Source organism: Fictibacillus marinisediminis (assembly GCF_023149135.1).
GTDB classification, from domain to species: Bacteria; Bacillota; Bacilli; order Bacillales; family Fictibacillaceae; genus Fictibacillus_C; species Fictibacillus_C marinisediminis.
The window spans coordinates 2482353-2498690 of the sequence record NZ_JAIWJX010000002.1; the positions used below are offsets into that span (position 1 = coordinate 2482353).

Consider the following 16338-nt stretch of genomic DNA (forward strand, 5'->3'; position numbering starts at 1 on the left):
CTTAAATAATCTTTAGCCTAACACGCATCTGTAAACTAATAAAGAAGCAGAATTCGTTTAGCGGAGAAAAACCAGGGGAAACATGAAGTTAAAGGGAGTTGTGTCATAAACCATTATTTTTTCTATTGAAATACTGGTAGCTAATAAATTACAATATGAATAGCACACATATATTGAAGTATAACATTTTGAATGTATTCGTGTTTTATTGTATTGTTCTTACCATGATTAGGAGGTTATAAATATGCCAAAGTACACAATTGTAGACAAAGACACTTGCATTGCCTGCGGAGCTTGCGGAGCTGCTGCGCCCGATATTTATGATTATGATGATGAAGGCATCGCCTTTGTTACTCTCGATGAAAACCAAGGAATTGTTGAAATTCCAGATGTATTGATCGACGATATGCAGGATGCTTTCGAAGGCTGCCCAACAGATTCTATTAAAGTGGCAGACGAACCGTTTGACGGCGATGCATTGAAATTCGAATAGAAGAAAATACAAAGCCCTTCATGCTGATGCTGGAGGGTTTTTATTTTCTCTTTCATTTAAAATCAAATGATAACCATTGTCAATTATAAATTCCGCGTAAACGATTCACCGTCCCTCTTTAAAGTTCTAGTTTTCTTTCAAATTTCGTTTGTACTCTAAATAGCCCTGTGTTAAATTATCAATATTATATAAATATTCTGTCTATATAAGCTGTAACTATAAACTGGGAGTGGATGAGATGTTTCGTGTGCTGGCAGCAGATTCAATAGCAAAAGAAGGAATGGCAGCTCTGGAGAAAGAGTCCGGCGTTTCAGTCATTTATGGAAGTGTTGAGGACGTTCAAGATCCAGAGAGTATCGACGCTTTGGTCGTACGAAGTGCCACTAAAGTAACAAAAGAACTTCTATCCCGTTTTCACAACATTAGAATTGTAGCGCGTGCAGGTGTCGGAGTGGATAACATTGATATCGATGCAGCAACACAGCGCGGGGTTCTGGTCATTAATGCACCTGATGGCAACACGATTTCCACAGCTGAGCATACATTCGCGATGATCATGGCAATCCTGCGAAAGATTCCTCAGGCGAACCAATCGATTAAAGAAGGAAAATGGAACCGTTCAAGCTTTACAGGAGCTGAGCTTTCCGGAAAAGTGCTCGGGATCGTAGGACTTGGGAGGATTGGAACAGAGCTTGCCAAACGGGCTCGTGCGTTTGATTCAAAAGTGCAAGTGTTTGATCCGTTTCTAACGACAGAAAGGGCAAAAACACTGCAGGTCGTTCCTGTTTCCCTGGATGAACTTCTCGAGAGCAGTGATATTATTACCGTACATACACCGCTTACAAAAGAAACAAAAAACCTCATCAACACCGAGAATCTATCAAAGACCAAACAAGGCGTTTATTTGATCAACTGTGCGAGGGGCGGCATCCTTGATGAAGAGGCCCTTTACACCTACCTATCAAACGGCCATATTGCAGGCTGTGCCCTTGATGTGTTCGTGCAGGAACCTGCTGTTGAGAACCGGCTTGTTCACCTGCCGAACGTGATCGCCACTCCTCACATCGCGGCTTCAACCGCAGAAGCACAGATGAATGTAGCTGAACAGGTTGCCAAAGAAATCTTAACCTTCTCCAAAGGCAAGCCCGTCAAAAACGCGGTGAACCTTCCAGCCGTCTCCAATGACGACTTTCAGAAGATCTATCCTTATTATGAACTTGCTAAAGTTTCCGGCCAGTTTCTATCACAGTCATTCTCTTCTCCGATTAAAGAGATTAAGATTACCTTTGCCGGAACTATCACAGAATTGGATACAGGATTAGTATCAAGAGGCCTTCTGTCCGGATTCTTACAGCCAAGAGTAGACCGGATTGTCAATGATATCAATGCCACGCTCATCGCGAAAGAGCAAGGCTTCTCATTTGGCGAAAAATACAGCACAGAAACACAAGGCTATGAAAATATCATTGAAGCCCGTGTTATCGGCGAAACAGAAAGCTTCAGCCTTCAATCCACGTATATCAACGGCTATGGCCCAAGAGTGGTCAACATCAACGGATATTCCACTGATTTTGTTCCTGAAGGGTTCCTCATATACATTGAGCATGTCGATAAGCCTGGTGTCATCGGCAGAGTCGGAAAGCTGCTCGGTGATCTGGAGGTCAACATCGCTGCAATGCAGGTGGGAAGAAAGATGGCCGGCGGAGAAGCGATCATGATGCTTACGTTTGACAAAGAGCTGGATCAGGATGTATTACTGAGGATCAAGGAGCTCTCTGACGTAGTATCCGCTACTACTATAAACCTTTAATAACAGCAAAAAAGCATGGAAGCAAAGGCTTCCATGCTTTTTTTATGCTTTAAAACGAGATTTCTTTTCGTTCTCCTTTAGTAAACGTCATTACAGACGTATAACCGGCTTCCCTTGCCTGTTGGAAAGCCTTTCCATAATCAGCACCCACATGGGACGGTTCGTGAGCATCGGAAGAAAATACGATCGGAACCCCTTTGCTTCGACACATTTTTAGTAATACCGGTTCTGGATAAAGCCGCTGGACCGGTTTGCGCAATCCGGCAGTAGAGATCTCAACGCATGTTTTTGAATTCTTGAGTGCGTCTGTCGCCCGTTCATATTGTTCAAGAATAAATTCCTCATCATTCGGTATGTAGTTGAAAATTTTCACAAGGTCGATATGCCCGATGATATCAAAAAGATTGGACTCTGCCAGTGTTACCACTTGATCATAATATTGTCTGTAGACCTCATAAAGATCCCTGCGTTCCCACTCTTTCCGGTACTCAGCAAGATCAATGCCAAAGTCTCCAACCCAATGGACTGAACCGATCACATAATCAAAATCATAGCTTGATATAAAACTTTCCATCTCTTTATGCCGGCCTGGCGTATAATCCATCTCGATCGACATCTTTACATCCATATCCTTCGACCATGCTTCATGAAACAAGTCTACATAGTCTTTCATGTCATAATATCTTCGTTCTTCCATCCAAGGTTTGCTCACTATATCTTTCGTTTGGTAAAAATGATAGGCATGTTCAGAGATTCCAAAATGGCTGATCTCTCTTTCTCTAGCCTGGTTAACAAACCTTTCAAGATAGTCCAGTGTTAGCGTTCCCTTTTCTAAATGATTGTGATAGTCTGTCGGCAAGCTTGTTCCTCCTCTAATTTTCCAACCTAATTCTCGGGCAAATCCTTATCCACTTTTGTAACATGAATTTCGGCCTCCTTCAAGTGTTTTTCAAAACTTTCTCCTGACTTTGCCTTGCCGCCCTTGCCGCCCACAAACAGAATCCCGATGCACAAGGTGATAGCCAATACAACAAGAAATCGCCTTCCGTAATCTTTCATCTTTTCCTCCCTGAAACTAGAATCACCTTTTCATGTTATGCGGCTCTGCATTAAACAGAACAAAAAAACTGCTCCTCCCTTTGTTAGTTGTGCCTAACAAGAGGAGTGCAGTTCACTTCAGCCGTTTGTTTTATGGTGTATTTGTTTCTTATGGAACAAGAATAATCGAGGTATTTTCCTATTCTTCAACAGATAGCGGCAAAAAGATCGAAAATGTCGTACCTTCGTTCAGCTTGCTGTGAACAGAAATCGTGCCGCTGTGGCTGACCACGATATTTTTGGCGATCGCCAAGCCAAGCCCGGTTCCGCCTTTCTTCCCCCGTGTTCTGGCTTTATCCGCTTTATAAAACCGTTCGAAAACAAAAGGCAGATCTTCTTCTGCGATTCCTGATCCATTGTCGGTAACCTCGATCTTCAATCCTTGCCCAGCGGAACCGACCCGGATAGAAACTTTACCGCTGCCGGCTGTATGGCGGAGTGCATTGTCGATCAGGTTGGTCAACACTTGTTCGATGCGGTCAGGATCAAGTCTTGCCGTACCATCTGTATTGATATCCAGTGTGAGCTCGATTTCCCTTTCCCTCGCGATTCCATAGAATTTGCGGACTACCCGTTCAAAAAATTCAGTGACAGATACAATAACGGGGTGAAGTTTCATCTGGCCCGCTTCAAGCCTCGCAAGATCTAGCAGTTCATTTACAAGGCGGCCCATGCGCAAAGATTCATCATGTATAATCTTAACGATTTCCTTTTCTTCTTCCTTGGAGCCGGCCACATCATCAACGATCGCTTCACTGTATCCTTGAAGCATGGCAATCGGTGTTCTGAGTTCATGAGAGACATTCGCGATAAAATCTTTTCTTAATTTATCCAACCGTCTTTCTTCTGTCATGTCCCGTAAAACGGCAACAGCTCCCCTTACATAGGACTGGTTATAGAGAGGCGTCATGAGCACCACCCAGCTTCGCCCCTGAATATCAATTTCAATGTACTGTTCTTTTTCAAGGGTAACAACATTCTCAAACAGCTCTGTAAGCTGATCAGGCACGGTCTTATCTTTGTTACGGTCCATCCCCTGTTCATAATACCAGGCCTGCAAGAAGCGTTCAGCCGGCGGATTGGATACAAGTATGCTCATTCTCCTGTCAAAGGTAATAACCCCGTCTGCCATTGAACTAAGGATTCCTGAGAGCTGTTCTTTTTCCTGATTCAGCGCAGTAATAAAGTTTTTCAGCTGCCTTCCCATCCGGTTAAAGGCCATGGCAAGTTCTCCGATCTCATCGTGCGTCAGCATCGGAACCTTCATATCAAACTCTCCTCTGGCCATATGGGAGGCCGCCTCCCGCATTTTACGCAGCGGGGCGGTAATTCGGCTCGAAAGAAAGAACGCAAAGATCGTCGTTAATATAATGGCAATTCCTGCTGATAAAAAGATAAGGCGCTTCGTATAGTTCGTACTTTCGGCGATGTTTTCGAGTGACTGGTAGATGTACACCCCACCCGTTTTCCCGTTCTCCATTTTAAAAGGCCGCCCGACGATAAGCAGCCGGTTATGTTTTTCTTTACCATTTGACATAACGGGAAAATCGCCTTTTTTGACGACTTTGTTTCCTTTTTTGTAGACAGACGCCAGTGAATCATTTTTAAAGAACACCTTAACTGGCAAGTCCGGTTCCTCATTCTTTCTCGGTGTCGGAGAATAGTATTCTTTTTTATCCATGATGAACATCGCATTTAATGAATAGGCGTCGACAAGCTCTGAGGAAATCCGCAAAGCCTCTTCCCTGTTGTCATAATGCTCCACGAGCTCGACCATTTTTTGGGCAAGCTTGGTAAGCTGCTGCTCTGCTTGTTCATCGTGGTATCTTTCTACGAATTGTGTAAGCAACACTGTTAAAATAAAAAGGACTACGGAAACAAGAAGCAATATGGTTACCCAAAGTTTTCCGACTACACTGCGCCAGATCATTCTTGTTCAGCTACCTCAAATTTGTAGCCCACTCCCCACACTGTCGCAATCATCGATGCTGCCTGAGGGGAAACTTTATTTAGCTTCTCGCGCAGCCGTTTGACATGAGTATCAACCGTCCGAAGATCTCCGAAGAACTCATAGTTCCAAACATCTTTTAAAAGCTGCTCCCTTGCATACACTTTATCCGGGGTCTTCGCCAGATAATACAGCAGTTCATACTCTTTAGGAGTTAGGTTGACTTCTTTTCCCCCAGCGATCACGCGGTGAGCGTCATGATCGATCGTCAGGTGCGGAAACACGATGATATTTTTAGCGACGGATTCAGTTTGCAGGAACTTGGTAGATGAAGACCTGCGCAGCAGTGCCTTCACTCTGAGGATAACCTCTCTGGGGCTGAACGGTTTTACGATATAGTCGTCAGCACCGGATTCAAATCCTTGTATCCGGTTCATCTCCTCACCTTTAGCCGTTAGCATGATAACAGGCGTGGCTTTCCTTTGCCGGAGTTTTTCACAGACTTCCATTCCATCCATGCCGGGCATCATCACATCCAGCAAGATCAAGTCGTAATTTAAGGTCAAAGAGTAGTCAAGCGCTTCCTCTCCGTTCTCCGCTTCATCTACTTCGTAATTTTCTCTTTCAAGATACATTTTTAAGAGCTTGCGAATCCTTTCTTCATCATCAACAACAAGAATTTTCGCTTCTTTTTCCACTGCTGTTCCTCCATTTCATATGTATCTGCCCTTCTATCATACATGAACACTTTGTATATCACAAAACCCTTCATACCAGGAAACAAACCTGACATGAAGGGTATAGGCCTGCGCTTATTATGCGTAGGAATGAAGACCGGATATCACAAGGTTAACCGCAACAAGGTTAAACATGATGATGACGAATCCGATGACGCAGAGCCAGGCAGACTTCTCGCCATGCCAGCCTCTTGAAAGCCGAAAATGCAGATAGGCCGCATAGAACAAGAAAGTGATCAGTGCCCATACTTCTTTTGGATCCCATCCCCAGAACCTTGTCCATGCCTGCTGTGCCCAGATCATCGCAAAAATGAGTGCGCCAAGTGTGAAAACAGGAAAACCGATGGCAACAGAACGATAGCTGATCTCATCAACAAGATCCGGTTTAAGATTCATAAGTTTTGGCTGAATGGCTGCGGCGATCCGCTTTCTTAAGATCAGCCGGATGATGCCATAAAGTACTCCGCCCATGAGCAGGGACCAGATGAATGTGTTAAATTTCTTTGGTGCTTCATCACCATTCATCCAGGATGGAGATTTCAGTAGCGGTCCGAAATGATTGTCTGTCTGTGTTCCGTTTGGAGGGCCTACGAGAGCCGGCACATTGTACGTCAACTCCGTTTTTTGATCCCTCTTGTCCGTCCAATCAAACTTCGTCTCATAGCCGGCTGCTGAAGAAATCGCACTTACAAGAACGAAACCGAGTACACACAAGAGCAGATACATAATGATCTCAAGCATCTTTGTCTTTTTGGATGAAATGCTCTGATCAACCACGCGAATCAGGTAGATGAACCCTGCCGCAAATGAGATGGACAGGATGCCTTCGCCGAGGGCTGCAGTCGTTACGTGTATTTTCAGCCAATCACTTTGAAGTGCCGGAATGAGCGGTGCGATATCTTTCGGGAACATGCTGCCATATGCGATGACCAGCAGGGCGATCGGCATCGCGAACACCCCAAGGGCATTTGTTCTGTAAATGCCATATAAAAGGATGAAAGCAAACACCATCATCATCCCAAAGAAAGTAGTGAATTCAAACAGGTTGCTGACCGGTGCATGACCGCTCGCGATCCATCGCGTAACGAAATATCCAAGCTGCGAGATGAAGCCCAGAATGGAAAGTACATACCCAGTTCTTCCCCATTTCTTAGTATAGGCTGCTTTTTCCTTTCCTTTTTTGTCAGAAAGAGACATGGCAAAGACAGCTGTTGCGATTAAATAAATAATAAATGCAATATAAAGCAAATTACTGCTAAGTTGAGCCATAATAACCTCCAGTCAGGGCTTAAGCGCTTTTTTCGTCACTTTGGTCAACAGGCATGACCAGCCCGGATTCCTCCGAAATGGCCTGCATTTCTTTTTTCAGGCCAAACCAGTTTTTATTCGTATGGGCAGCAATCCATAATTGCCCGTTTTTCTGCTGAATCCAAATTCTGCGGTGATTCCAGTACAGTCCCTGGACCACCCCAAGCATGAAGATAATTCCGCCAACAATAATGATTGGAAGTGTTCTGTCCTTCTTGACGGTTAACGCTGATACGTTTTTCGTTCCGAGACCGGAGAAGGTCATCTTATACTTGTTGTTGCCGGCTTCTACGTTCTTACGAATTCCTATAAAAGCGGTTTCTCCTTTTGGCGTCTCTGGGGTAAACATCTTAAATACGAATGCCGGGTTGTCGGGCACGCTGTTTTCTGTTGTCGGCTGGCCGTCTTCATCGAGCTTAAAGTTCGGGAAGTATTCAACCATTTTCACTTTGTAGCCGTTTCCAAGATCATACGCCGACTTTGGATTAAAGAGATTGATCTTGATTTCCCCAAAGCTTTTCCCCGTCGATTTCTTTTCAAGCTTCAGGTTCATTCTATGAAACTCGTTCAGCTTGAAATCTACTTGATATAGGGCATAATCCCCGAATGTCAGCGGCTCATTCACTTTAATCTTAGCATCTTTAACTTTCTTCAGTTCCGGATCTGCTCCTACAACTTGGGCAGGATTTGCATGATAGAGCGTGATATTGCTCTGATAGTTCTTCGGCACCTCGTTGCCCACCTGGTTTAGTGCGTTGGAGAACTGCTTGTCCTTTTTATTGTAGAGCTCCATAACAAACTTATGGTTCTTTAAATAATACTGGCCTTCGTCTGTTTTCGTTCCAGGTACAGCAGTCGTTTCCCCTTCTCTGATCCAAAGAGTCTGATCTGTATACATACCCGGGAAAAAGCGAAGCATGGCTCCGATCAAAAAGATGATGAGCCCGGTATGGTTCACATAAGGGCCCCATCTGGAAAACCGGTTTTTCTCTGCCAGTATGTTGCCGTTATCTTCTTTAATTCTGTAGCGTTTGCCTGACAGAACCTTCTTCACCTGCTCAAGTGAGATCCCATGATCAGAAACCGCAAAAAGACGCTGCCTCTTCATAAAGCTTTCATGGCGTGTCACCCGCTGGTGTTTAAGCGCCCTGTAAAGAGGAACGCCCCTGTCGATGCTCACGATAATGAGAGAAATACCAAGAGCTGCAAGGAGCAGTAAAAACCACCAAGAACCATATAGGTTGTGAAAACCGAGCAGATAGAAGATTTGTCCCGGTGTCCCGTATTCCTGTTTATAATACGTCGTTGGATCCACATTGGGAGGTATGTACATTTCTTGCGGGAAAATGGTGCCGATTGCTGCTGCTATTAAAATAACAATAATGATTCCAATGCCCACTTTTACGGATGAAAAGAAGTTCCAGATCTTATCAATAAACGTTTTGTTATAGGTCTGGGAACGAATCGCGCTGCCCTCATACCTCATGTTGATCAGTTCGCGCGAATTTTCGTTGCTTAACGGCTTCCCGCACGATTCACAAATCTCAGTTCCGAACGGATTCTTGTGGCCGCATTCACATTGTATCGTTTTCAAATTTGCACACCCCGTTACGGCTTGATTTTTTCCATATACTCTTTAATCGTTTCATTAGAAAGTGATTCACTCGTTTTCTCAATGATGTTTCCGTTCTTATCAACAAGGAATGTTGTAGGAATCGGTCCGATGCCATAAGCCTTCGTCACTTCCCGCGAACCATCGAGTGGAATAGGAAAGGACAGATGAAAGCGGTCCGCAAAATTTTTCACAGAAACATTGGATTCTCCAACGTTGACGGCCAGAATCTCTACTCCATGTTTCTGATACTCTTTATATTCCTTTTGCATATATGGCATCTCGCGCTGACAAGGCTTGCACCATGTTCCCCAGAAGTTCAAGAACACTCCTTTTCCTTTGTAATCTGACAGCTGGACTTTGTTTCCCTGCAGATCCGTCAGCTCAAAATCAGGTGCCTTATCGCCCTTTTGCACACTGCCGCTCTTATCTTGAAACACATTATTGTAAAAGGTATAACCGACGGCAAGAGCTATGACGGCAAGAAGAATTGAGCGAAACACCAGTCTTCTTTTCTTTTTCAATTATGACGCCCCCATTTTATATGTTCCCAACTTAACTATAACGCTTGAAATTTTATTTATGGCCTCTCTTTTTTGACGGTTGTGTGACAGCTTGGTTGCGCAGCTGTTTCACTTCATGCGGCGTCAGTTCTCTGAATTCGCCTGGATTCAGCCCTTTCACATCTAAAAAAGCATAACGCTCCCTCTTCAGTTTCATCACCGGATGTCCGATCGCTTCAAACATTCTTCTGACTTGCCGGTTTCTACCTTCGTGTATGATCAGTTCAATAATAGAGGTCTGTTTCTTCCTGTCCCCTGAGATGAACTTCACTTTTGCAGGCGCGGTCTTGCCATCTTCCAGCACGACCCCCTTTTCAAGCTTTTTCAGCACTTCACGTTCGGGAATACCTTTTACTTTCGCGATGTACGATTTGTCCACCTTATATTTCGGATGCATTAGTTCATTGGCAAATGCACCGTCGTTGGTCATGATCAAAACACCAGAAGTGTCATAGTCCAAACGGCCGACCGGAAAGATCCGCTCTTCCACGATATCCTGAAAATAATCCGTAACAACCTTTCTACCTTTGTCGTCCGAAACAGCAGTGATGACACCCGAAGGCTTGTACATCAGAAAGTATACAGGCTGTTCCCTTTCTATTTGCACTCCATTTACTTCGATGCGGTCTTTTGGAGAAACCTTCGTACCAAGCTCCTGCACAACGGTTCCATTGACTTTAACTTTTCCTTCCAATATTAATTCTTCAGCTTTTCGCCTTGATGTAATGCCGCTCTGGGCAATTACTTTTTGTAAACGTTCCATGATTTCACCTCATTTAACATCATACTCTCTACACTTCCATTTCTCAAGCTGAGCTTCAATGTTCTTCACACAAAAACACACCGAACATTTGTGGGTTCGGTGTGTTCTATGAAAATACGATGGTAACGACGATGATAGAAGCGATAAATCCAATCAGGTCAGCAAGGAGTCCTACTTTCAGCGCGTACCCCATCTTGCGGATGCCGACCGCTCCAAAGTAGACGGTTAAAACATAGAACGTCGTATCTGTGCTTCCTTGAATCGTAGAGGCCAGTCTGCCTATGAATGAATCAGGCCCGTTGGAAGCGATAAGATCAGAGGTTATACCAAGTGCTCCGCTTCCTGAAATGGTGCGCATCAGACCGAGCGGCACCACTTCTCCGGGGACGTGAATAAAATCAAAGAACGGTTTCCCGAAATCAAGCAAGAGATCAAGCGCACCTGAAGCCCGGAACACGGATATAGAAACGAGCATTCCGACCAGATAAGGTATCATGGAGACAGCGAGGGAGAACCCTTCTTTTCCGCCTTCTACAAAGGCTTCATAGGTCGAAACTTTTTTTACTGTTCCATACAGTAAAATAAAGCCGATCAAAAATGGGATAAACCAGATTGAAAATGAATTTATGAAACTCATAATCTATTTCTTCCCCTTCCTGCTTGACCGATAATAGAAAAAACGGTCAATACAAAGTGCAAACACCGTCGAGACTCCCGTTGCGAGCAGCGTAGTCCCGACAATGTCTGTAGGATTGGAAGATCCATAATTCATTCTGATCGCTATAATCGTTGTTGGAATCAGCGTGATGCTTGATGTGTTGATCGCCAGCAGGGTGATCATCGAGCGGCTCGCTTCATTTTTCCCGCCGTTCAGTTTCTTCAGCTGTTCCATCGCTTTGATCCCCATTGGTGTGGCTGCGTTTCCAAGGCCAAAAAGATTAGCTACCATATTGGATAAAATATAGCCGAGTGCAGGATGGCCTTCGGGCACATCCGGAAAGAGGCGCTTGACGATTGGACGGAACAGAAGGGCAAGCATTTCCAGCAGTCCGCCCTTTTCGGCAATTTTCATGAGGCCGAGCCAAAAAACAAGGATACTGACCATACCTAGACTGATCGTTACTGCTTCCTGTGCGCTTTTAAAAACAGCCGCGTTCACCTTATCGACGTTTCCAGTCAGCATGGCGACAATGAACCCTGTCACCATCATCCCCACCCAGATGTAATTAACCATGTCTTACACCTGAGCTGATTGAGAAAAGGGAAGCCACCATGTCCTTGAACACACTCCAGAATGTCTTGCTGTCTTCCTTCACCAATCCTTTTCCTTCATAATATAAAGGCAGATCGGCGATCATCGTTTCCCCCAGCATGACTTTCATTTTTCCAATCGGTTTGGGAATGGCTCCTTCTTTCCACTTCCCTCCTTTTGGAGGCTGGTATAGAGTGACTGATTTCTGAACTTCTTTTTTCTCGCTTTTCATGAGAGGGTATCGAAAATCTCTTGAAGCTTCAATCTTATTTTTATAGGCTTTCAGCTTGATTCCGTCAACGACCCCTTTTTTCACGATGCTGGCAAGGTGAAACGTCCGATAGCCCCAATTAAACATAACTGCATGATCTTCCCAGTCATCCGGATCGTTCAGCGTTACCGCAATGAGCCCCATTCCGTCTTTCTTGGCTGTCGATACGAGTGTTCGTTTTGCAAGCCTGGTATAGCCTGTCTTTCCTCCCGTAGAATAGGGATACCGTTTAAGCATTTTATTTTTGTTTCGCCAAACCCGATCCCACTTCTCGCCTTCTTGAGGAGACCGGTAGATAGCAGAGGACGATATCTCTCGGTACTGAGGATTCTCCATGGCATAACGTGTGAGCACCGCCATATCATAGGCGGTGGAGTAATGGTCATCATGATCATCAAGTCCGTGCGGGTTGCGGAAAAGCGTGTTCTTCATGCCGATTTCCCGAGCTTTTTGATTCATCATGTAAACGAAACCATCAAGGCTTCCTCCGACATACTCTGCGATGGCTACAGCTGAATCATTCCCTGAGCGAAGCATTAAACCATATACCAGATCATTTAGGGAAATATGCTCACCTGGTTTTAAATAAAGTGAAGAACCTTCCGTTTTGGTCGCTTTTTCGCTGACCGTCACACGGTCCTGAAGTTTTCCGGATTCAATCGCGAGTATAGCAGTCATGATTTTGGTGATGCTGGCGATCCGCATCGGCCGGTGTTCATTTCTGGCATAAAGGATTCTTCCTGAATCCTGATCCATGAGGATAGCAGCTCTCGCGGAAACACCAGGACCATCAGCATGAGCTGAAAATGGCGCGTAAGGAAAGACCATTACGGCTATTAATATCGGCAGTATCCATTTTTTCGATGTATAGAGCATTAGTATCCCGTCCTTAGTTGTTTTGTACAAGTTTATGCAAAAACAGGACGGTTATGATGGTAAATTATATCCAATTATGTTTCGTCACCAGGTAAGAATCTGTGTTTCCCGTCGAATCGCTGTCCGTAATCGGTTGCCTCCTGAAGGGCTTTCTCTTCTGCCGGAATTCGGACAGATAGGATAACAGCGTTTAAAACAAGAAAAAGAAGAGCTGTGAAATAGGCCTGAAAGACAAGAGGGATCGTGATGATCTCCATGGTTACGATACAATAGTTTGGGTGTCTGATATATTTGTAAGGCCCACTTGCCACCACTTGGGCCCCAGGCAGAATAATAATTTTCGTGTTCCAAAAGGCTCCGAGCGATCTGAGGCACCAAACACGGGCCATCTGGGCGAGTAAAAAAAGAGAGAAAGGGATCCACCACCAGGAGGCAGGCTCTTTATGGAATAGTGGGACTTCAAGGAGCAATGAGACAAAAAATGAAGCATGAATCGCCACCATCCATTTGTAATGTTCCTGTCCTGCTTCAAACGCCCCTTTAGAAAAAAGAAACGTTTCATTCCTCCTTGCGATTACTAGCTCTGCAAGCCTTTGAAGAATCAGTGCACCTAGAAAAAGAAAAAACACGATCATCCCCCCTTATGTCCATTGTATGTATAGCAGTTCAGAAGAAAAACCGGGTCCAAGCGCTGCCATCAGTCCGGTTTCACCCCGTTCAGGCATTCTTGCCATAAACCTTTCCATCACATAAAACACCGTAGCTGACGACATATTGCCAAACTCCTTCAGCACGGCTTTGGAAATCTCTGTCTTTTCCGGCGGTATCTCAAGAGCATCAATGTAGGCATCTAATACTTTTTTTCCTCCCGGATGAGCGATAAAGTGTTTGATATCCCTGCCGGTTAAGCTGTTCTTTTCGAGGAACCCGTCCACGTTCGGTTTCAGCCAGCCCCGGATGATATTCGGTATGTCCCTTGAAAATACCACATAGAGTCCGTTATCTTTCACATCCCACCCCATGACCTCTTCAGAGTTCGGCATAAGTGTGGACATCGTATCTTTCACTTCAGGTATCGCTTGAAGTGCTGAGGCTTCTGCCGCATCCGACTCATCGCCGCAAAGAAGCGCACAGCCGACCCCGTCTGAAAAAAGCGATGTGCCTACAAGGTTGCTTTTACTGTGATCATCATGCTGAAACGTTAAGCTGCACAGCTCCACACTCAGTACGAGGACGTTTGCTCTCGGATACGCCCGGCAATAATCATAGGCTCGGGAAAAACCCGATGCCCCTCCCGCACAGCCAAGCCCCCAGATCGGCACCCGTTTTGTATGAGGTGAGAAAGGCAGTTCATTCATGATTCTTGCCTCAATGCTCGGTGTGGAAAAACCTGAACTGGAAATAAAGAAAATCGCATCAATCTCCTTATATTCAATATTCCTTCTTAAAAAGGGAGAATCCTGCAGACATTTTTTAATCGCTCTTCCGCCATACTTGGTTGCGGTTTCGATGTAAAAATCGTTCTTCTCCTGAAAAGAGTGCGTTTCTTTGAACCACTCCAGCGGCTTCGCAAAATGGCGGGTCGCAATCTCGCCATTGTGAAACACCTTAAGAAGTCTCTCAATATCTTTAAATGACTGAGAAAATAATCCCCGTGCAAATTCGAGAGCCTGTTCTTGTTCCAGTTTATGTGGAAGATTCGTTGTTTGAACGGATACAATTTTGGGCATGTTGAAACCTCCGTATGGGTAGTTACATAAGTTTTCCCTTTTAATACCGGTTTTACGCCCTTATTTCTTTCTAATAAAAAAAGCCTCCATTAAGGAGACGTTTTTTTATTGCTGTTTTACCGTTTTCCAAATCTTTTTCACTTCAGACCAATCCACGTTCTGAAAGAGAGAAAGAAAGTTTTCCTCCCTGTTCATGTAAAGTCTTCTTCTTTCCAGGGCATCCTTCAAATGAAGCAAGCAAACCAGGGCTGCTATGTCTTTAATCGCCAGCTGCTCTCCATCATCCGTGATTAATTGTTCCGAGATGCGCGGCAGGAGCTGTTCTTCAAAATATCTCACGTAAAGAAGCTGAAAACTTTTTTCTTGTCCTTCTTGTTCATAGAATACTTCTGAACGGTTAAAAAAATCTTCCGGCGAGTTCGGCTTTTCCTTTTCCAGCTCATATCCTGTACATGCTCTAATTTTCAAGGCCGTCAACTCCTGTTCCCATTATTCCATCGTTTCTTGAAACTTTGAAAAAAACAGATCCGCTTCCTCTTCAATCGATTGATCGTTCACTTTCTCAGGGAGCGGCGGAAGTTCGTGCAATGACTTTAAACCAAAATGCTCCAGAAAATTCTTTGTCGTACCGTATAGAATAGCCCGGCCGGTTCCTTCTGCACGGCCTGTTTCTTTGATGAGCCCTTTAGAAGAGAGCGTCTGCAGCGGCTTTTCAGTCTTTACCCCTCTGACTTCCTCTATTTCAGCCCTCGTGATCGGCTGTTTATAGGCGATGATTGCAAGTGTTTCCAAAGCGGCCTGTGACAGGCTGGAGTGGGAGGGAGCAGATACAAGCCTTTCATAATAGCCGGCATGTTCGCGCTTCGTAACAAACTGGAATGAACCGGCGATTTCAATGATTTCCATGCCTCTCGTATCAGACTTGTAGTCTTTGACCAGCTCATCAAGAAGCTCTTCAGCCGCATCCATGCTGATCTGCAGAACGTCTGCTATCTGCTTTTTTTCAATACCCTCTTCCCCCGAAACAAATATTAGCCCTTCAATGACCGCTTTATGTTCTGCTGATTGACTCAAACTTCATTCTCCTTTGTTGCATAAATAAAAATTTCGCTAAAATTGTTTTCTTGCTCACATGTCACATCTTTTGTCTTCATTAACTCCAGCACAGCCAGAAAAGTGACAACAAGATGTTCCCGGTTTGAGGAGGTGAAAAGATCGGAAAATTTCTTTCTGCCGCTCGAATAACGGATCTCATTGATGATCTGCTTCATCCTTGTCTCAATCGGGATCTCCTGGCGCTCAATCGTTGTTTTTCTCGGCGCCTTCTCGAGTTTTTTAGTAAAAATCTTCTGCATTGCGGCGAGCATATCATAGATCGTTACGTTAGCTACGGGATTGATCTCTTCTTCTTGGTTTTCATAGTACGTCAGATCCATAGCCTCTCTTGTAAAGATCATGCTTCTGGCCGTTTCTTTCTCCTTCAGGCCGACTGCCGCCTGCTTAAATTTTCGATATTCAATAAGCCTGCGTACGAGATCTTCCCGGGGATCTTCATCCATCTCAATCTCCATCTGCTGATCAAGATCCAGTACGTCCTGTTTTGGGAGCAGCATCTTGCTCTTGATGGCGAGAAGCGTTGCCGCCATGACCAGGTATTCACTGGCGACATCCAATTTTAATTCCTGCATCGTATGTATATAGTTCATATATTGCTCTGTAATCGCAGCAACGGGTATATCGTATATATCGATCTCGTACGAAGTGATCAGATGCAGGAGCAGATCGAGAGGACCTTCAAATGCATCGACTTTCACGCTATACTTCATAGTAGTAACCCCTGTTTCCAAATTCAATATTGTACCGGAATTATACCATAT

General features: G+C 44.6%; 18 protein-coding genes. 2 read left to right on the top strand and 16 right to left on the bottom strand.

The window, feature by feature from the left end; all coding sequences use genetic code 11:
* The first annotated feature begins 244 nt into the window (after nucleotides 1-244).
* Both LCY76_RS13180 and serA read left to right on the top strand, forming a co-directional pair.
* Nucleotides 245-493, top strand: a complete 249-nt coding sequence (locus tag LCY76_RS13180) for a ferredoxin (protein WP_062235300.1) — start codon at nucleotides 245-247, stop codon at nucleotides 491-493.
* A gap of 238 nt (nucleotides 494-731) precedes the next feature.
* A complete protein-coding gene (gene serA / locus LCY76_RS13185) occupies nucleotides 732-2303 on the top strand; it encodes a phosphoglycerate dehydrogenase (RefSeq protein ID WP_248253022.1) in 1572 nt (523 codons plus the stop codon).
* 49 nt (nucleotides 2304-2352) lie between these two features.
* Here serA and LCY76_RS13190 read toward each other — a convergent pair whose 3' ends face one another.
* The 16 genes from LCY76_RS13190 to LCY76_RS13265 form a co-directional block, all read right to left on the bottom strand.
* Entirely contained in the window at nucleotides 2353-3162 is an 810-nt protein-coding gene (locus LCY76_RS13190; RefSeq protein WP_248253023.1) for a histidinol-phosphatase, read from the bottom strand.
* Between the two features lie 26 nt (nucleotides 3163-3188).
* The gene (locus LCY76_RS13195) at nucleotides 3189-3362 is read right to left on the bottom strand and encodes a hypothetical protein (RefSeq protein WP_248253024.1); all 174 of its coding nucleotides are present in this window, start codon (nucleotides 3360-3362) and stop codon (nucleotides 3189-3191) included.
* Nucleotides 3363-3540: 178 nt separating this feature from the next.
* A complete protein-coding gene (locus LCY76_RS13200) occupies nucleotides 3541-5331 on the bottom strand; it encodes an ATP-binding protein (protein ID WP_248253025.1) in 1791 nt (596 codons plus the stop codon).
* On the bottom strand, nucleotides 5328-6047 hold the full coding sequence (locus LCY76_RS13205; RefSeq protein WP_053358016.1) for a response regulator: 720 nt from the start codon (nucleotides 6045-6047) through the stop codon (nucleotides 5328-5330). The genes LCY76_RS13200 and LCY76_RS13205 overlap by 4 nt, the downstream gene beginning before the upstream one ends.
* Before the next feature lie 117 nt (nucleotides 6048-6164).
* Nucleotides 6165-7355, bottom strand: coding sequence for a c-type cytochrome biogenesis protein CcsB (gene ccsB, locus LCY76_RS13210; RefSeq protein ID WP_248253026.1), 1191 nt, complete (start codon nucleotides 7353-7355; stop codon nucleotides 6165-6167).
* Nucleotides 7356-7374: 19 nt separating this feature from the next.
* Entirely contained in the window at nucleotides 7375-8988 is a 1614-nt protein-coding gene (gene resB / locus LCY76_RS13215) for a cytochrome c biogenesis protein ResB (protein WP_248253027.1), read from the bottom strand.
* A gap of 14 nt (nucleotides 8989-9002) precedes the next feature.
* Nucleotides 9003-9530, bottom strand: coding sequence for a thiol-disulfide oxidoreductase ResA (gene resA, locus LCY76_RS13220; protein ID WP_091004834.1), 528 nt, complete (start codon nucleotides 9528-9530; stop codon nucleotides 9003-9005).
* A 52-nt stretch (nucleotides 9531-9582) separates the two neighbouring features.
* Nucleotides 9583-10332: a pseudouridine synthase gene (locus LCY76_RS13225; RefSeq protein ID WP_053358012.1), complete on the bottom strand. Its 750-nt coding sequence runs from the start codon at nucleotides 10330-10332 to the stop codon at nucleotides 9583-9585.
* 106 nt (nucleotides 10333-10438) lie between these two features.
* Nucleotides 10439-10969, bottom strand: coding sequence for a spore maturation protein (locus LCY76_RS13230; RefSeq protein WP_248253028.1), 531 nt, complete (start codon nucleotides 10967-10969; stop codon nucleotides 10439-10441).
* Between the two features lie 3 nt (nucleotides 10970-10972).
* The gene (locus LCY76_RS13235) at nucleotides 10973-11566 is read right to left on the bottom strand and encodes a nucleoside recognition domain-containing protein (RefSeq protein ID WP_053358010.1); all 594 of its coding nucleotides are present in this window, start codon (nucleotides 11564-11566) and stop codon (nucleotides 10973-10975) included.
* Nucleotides 11559-12731 (bottom strand): D-alanyl-D-alanine carboxypeptidase family protein, encoded by a 1173-nt coding sequence (locus LCY76_RS13240; protein ID WP_248253029.1) that lies wholly within the window; start codon nucleotides 12729-12731, stop codon nucleotides 11559-11561. Before LCY76_RS13240 ends, LCY76_RS13235 begins: the two co-directional genes overlap by 8 nt.
* Before the next feature lie 74 nt (nucleotides 12732-12805).
* Nucleotides 12806-13366 (bottom strand): isoprenylcysteine carboxyl methyltransferase family protein, encoded by a 561-nt coding sequence (locus tag LCY76_RS13245; RefSeq protein WP_272885610.1) that lies wholly within the window; start codon nucleotides 13364-13366, stop codon nucleotides 12806-12808.
* Between the two features lie 6 nt (nucleotides 13367-13372).
* A complete protein-coding gene (locus LCY76_RS13250; RefSeq protein ID WP_248253031.1) occupies nucleotides 13373-14461 on the bottom strand; it encodes a type III polyketide synthase in 1089 nt (362 codons plus the stop codon).
* Between the two features lie 105 nt (nucleotides 14462-14566).
* Entirely contained in the window at nucleotides 14567-14929 is a 363-nt protein-coding gene (locus LCY76_RS13255; protein ID WP_248253032.1) for a hypothetical protein, read from the bottom strand.
* A gap of 21 nt (nucleotides 14930-14950) precedes the next feature.
* Complete coding sequence (scpB, locus tag LCY76_RS13260) at nucleotides 14951-15535, bottom strand: SMC-Scp complex subunit ScpB (RefSeq protein WP_091004825.1); 585 nt, start codon at nucleotides 15533-15535, stop codon at nucleotides 14951-14953.
* Nucleotides 15532-16287, bottom strand: a complete 756-nt coding sequence (locus LCY76_RS13265; RefSeq protein WP_248253033.1) for a segregation/condensation protein A — start codon at nucleotides 16285-16287, stop codon at nucleotides 15532-15534. Before LCY76_RS13265 ends, scpB begins: the two co-directional genes overlap by 4 nt.
* Nucleotides 16288-16338: the final 51 nt, after the last annotated feature.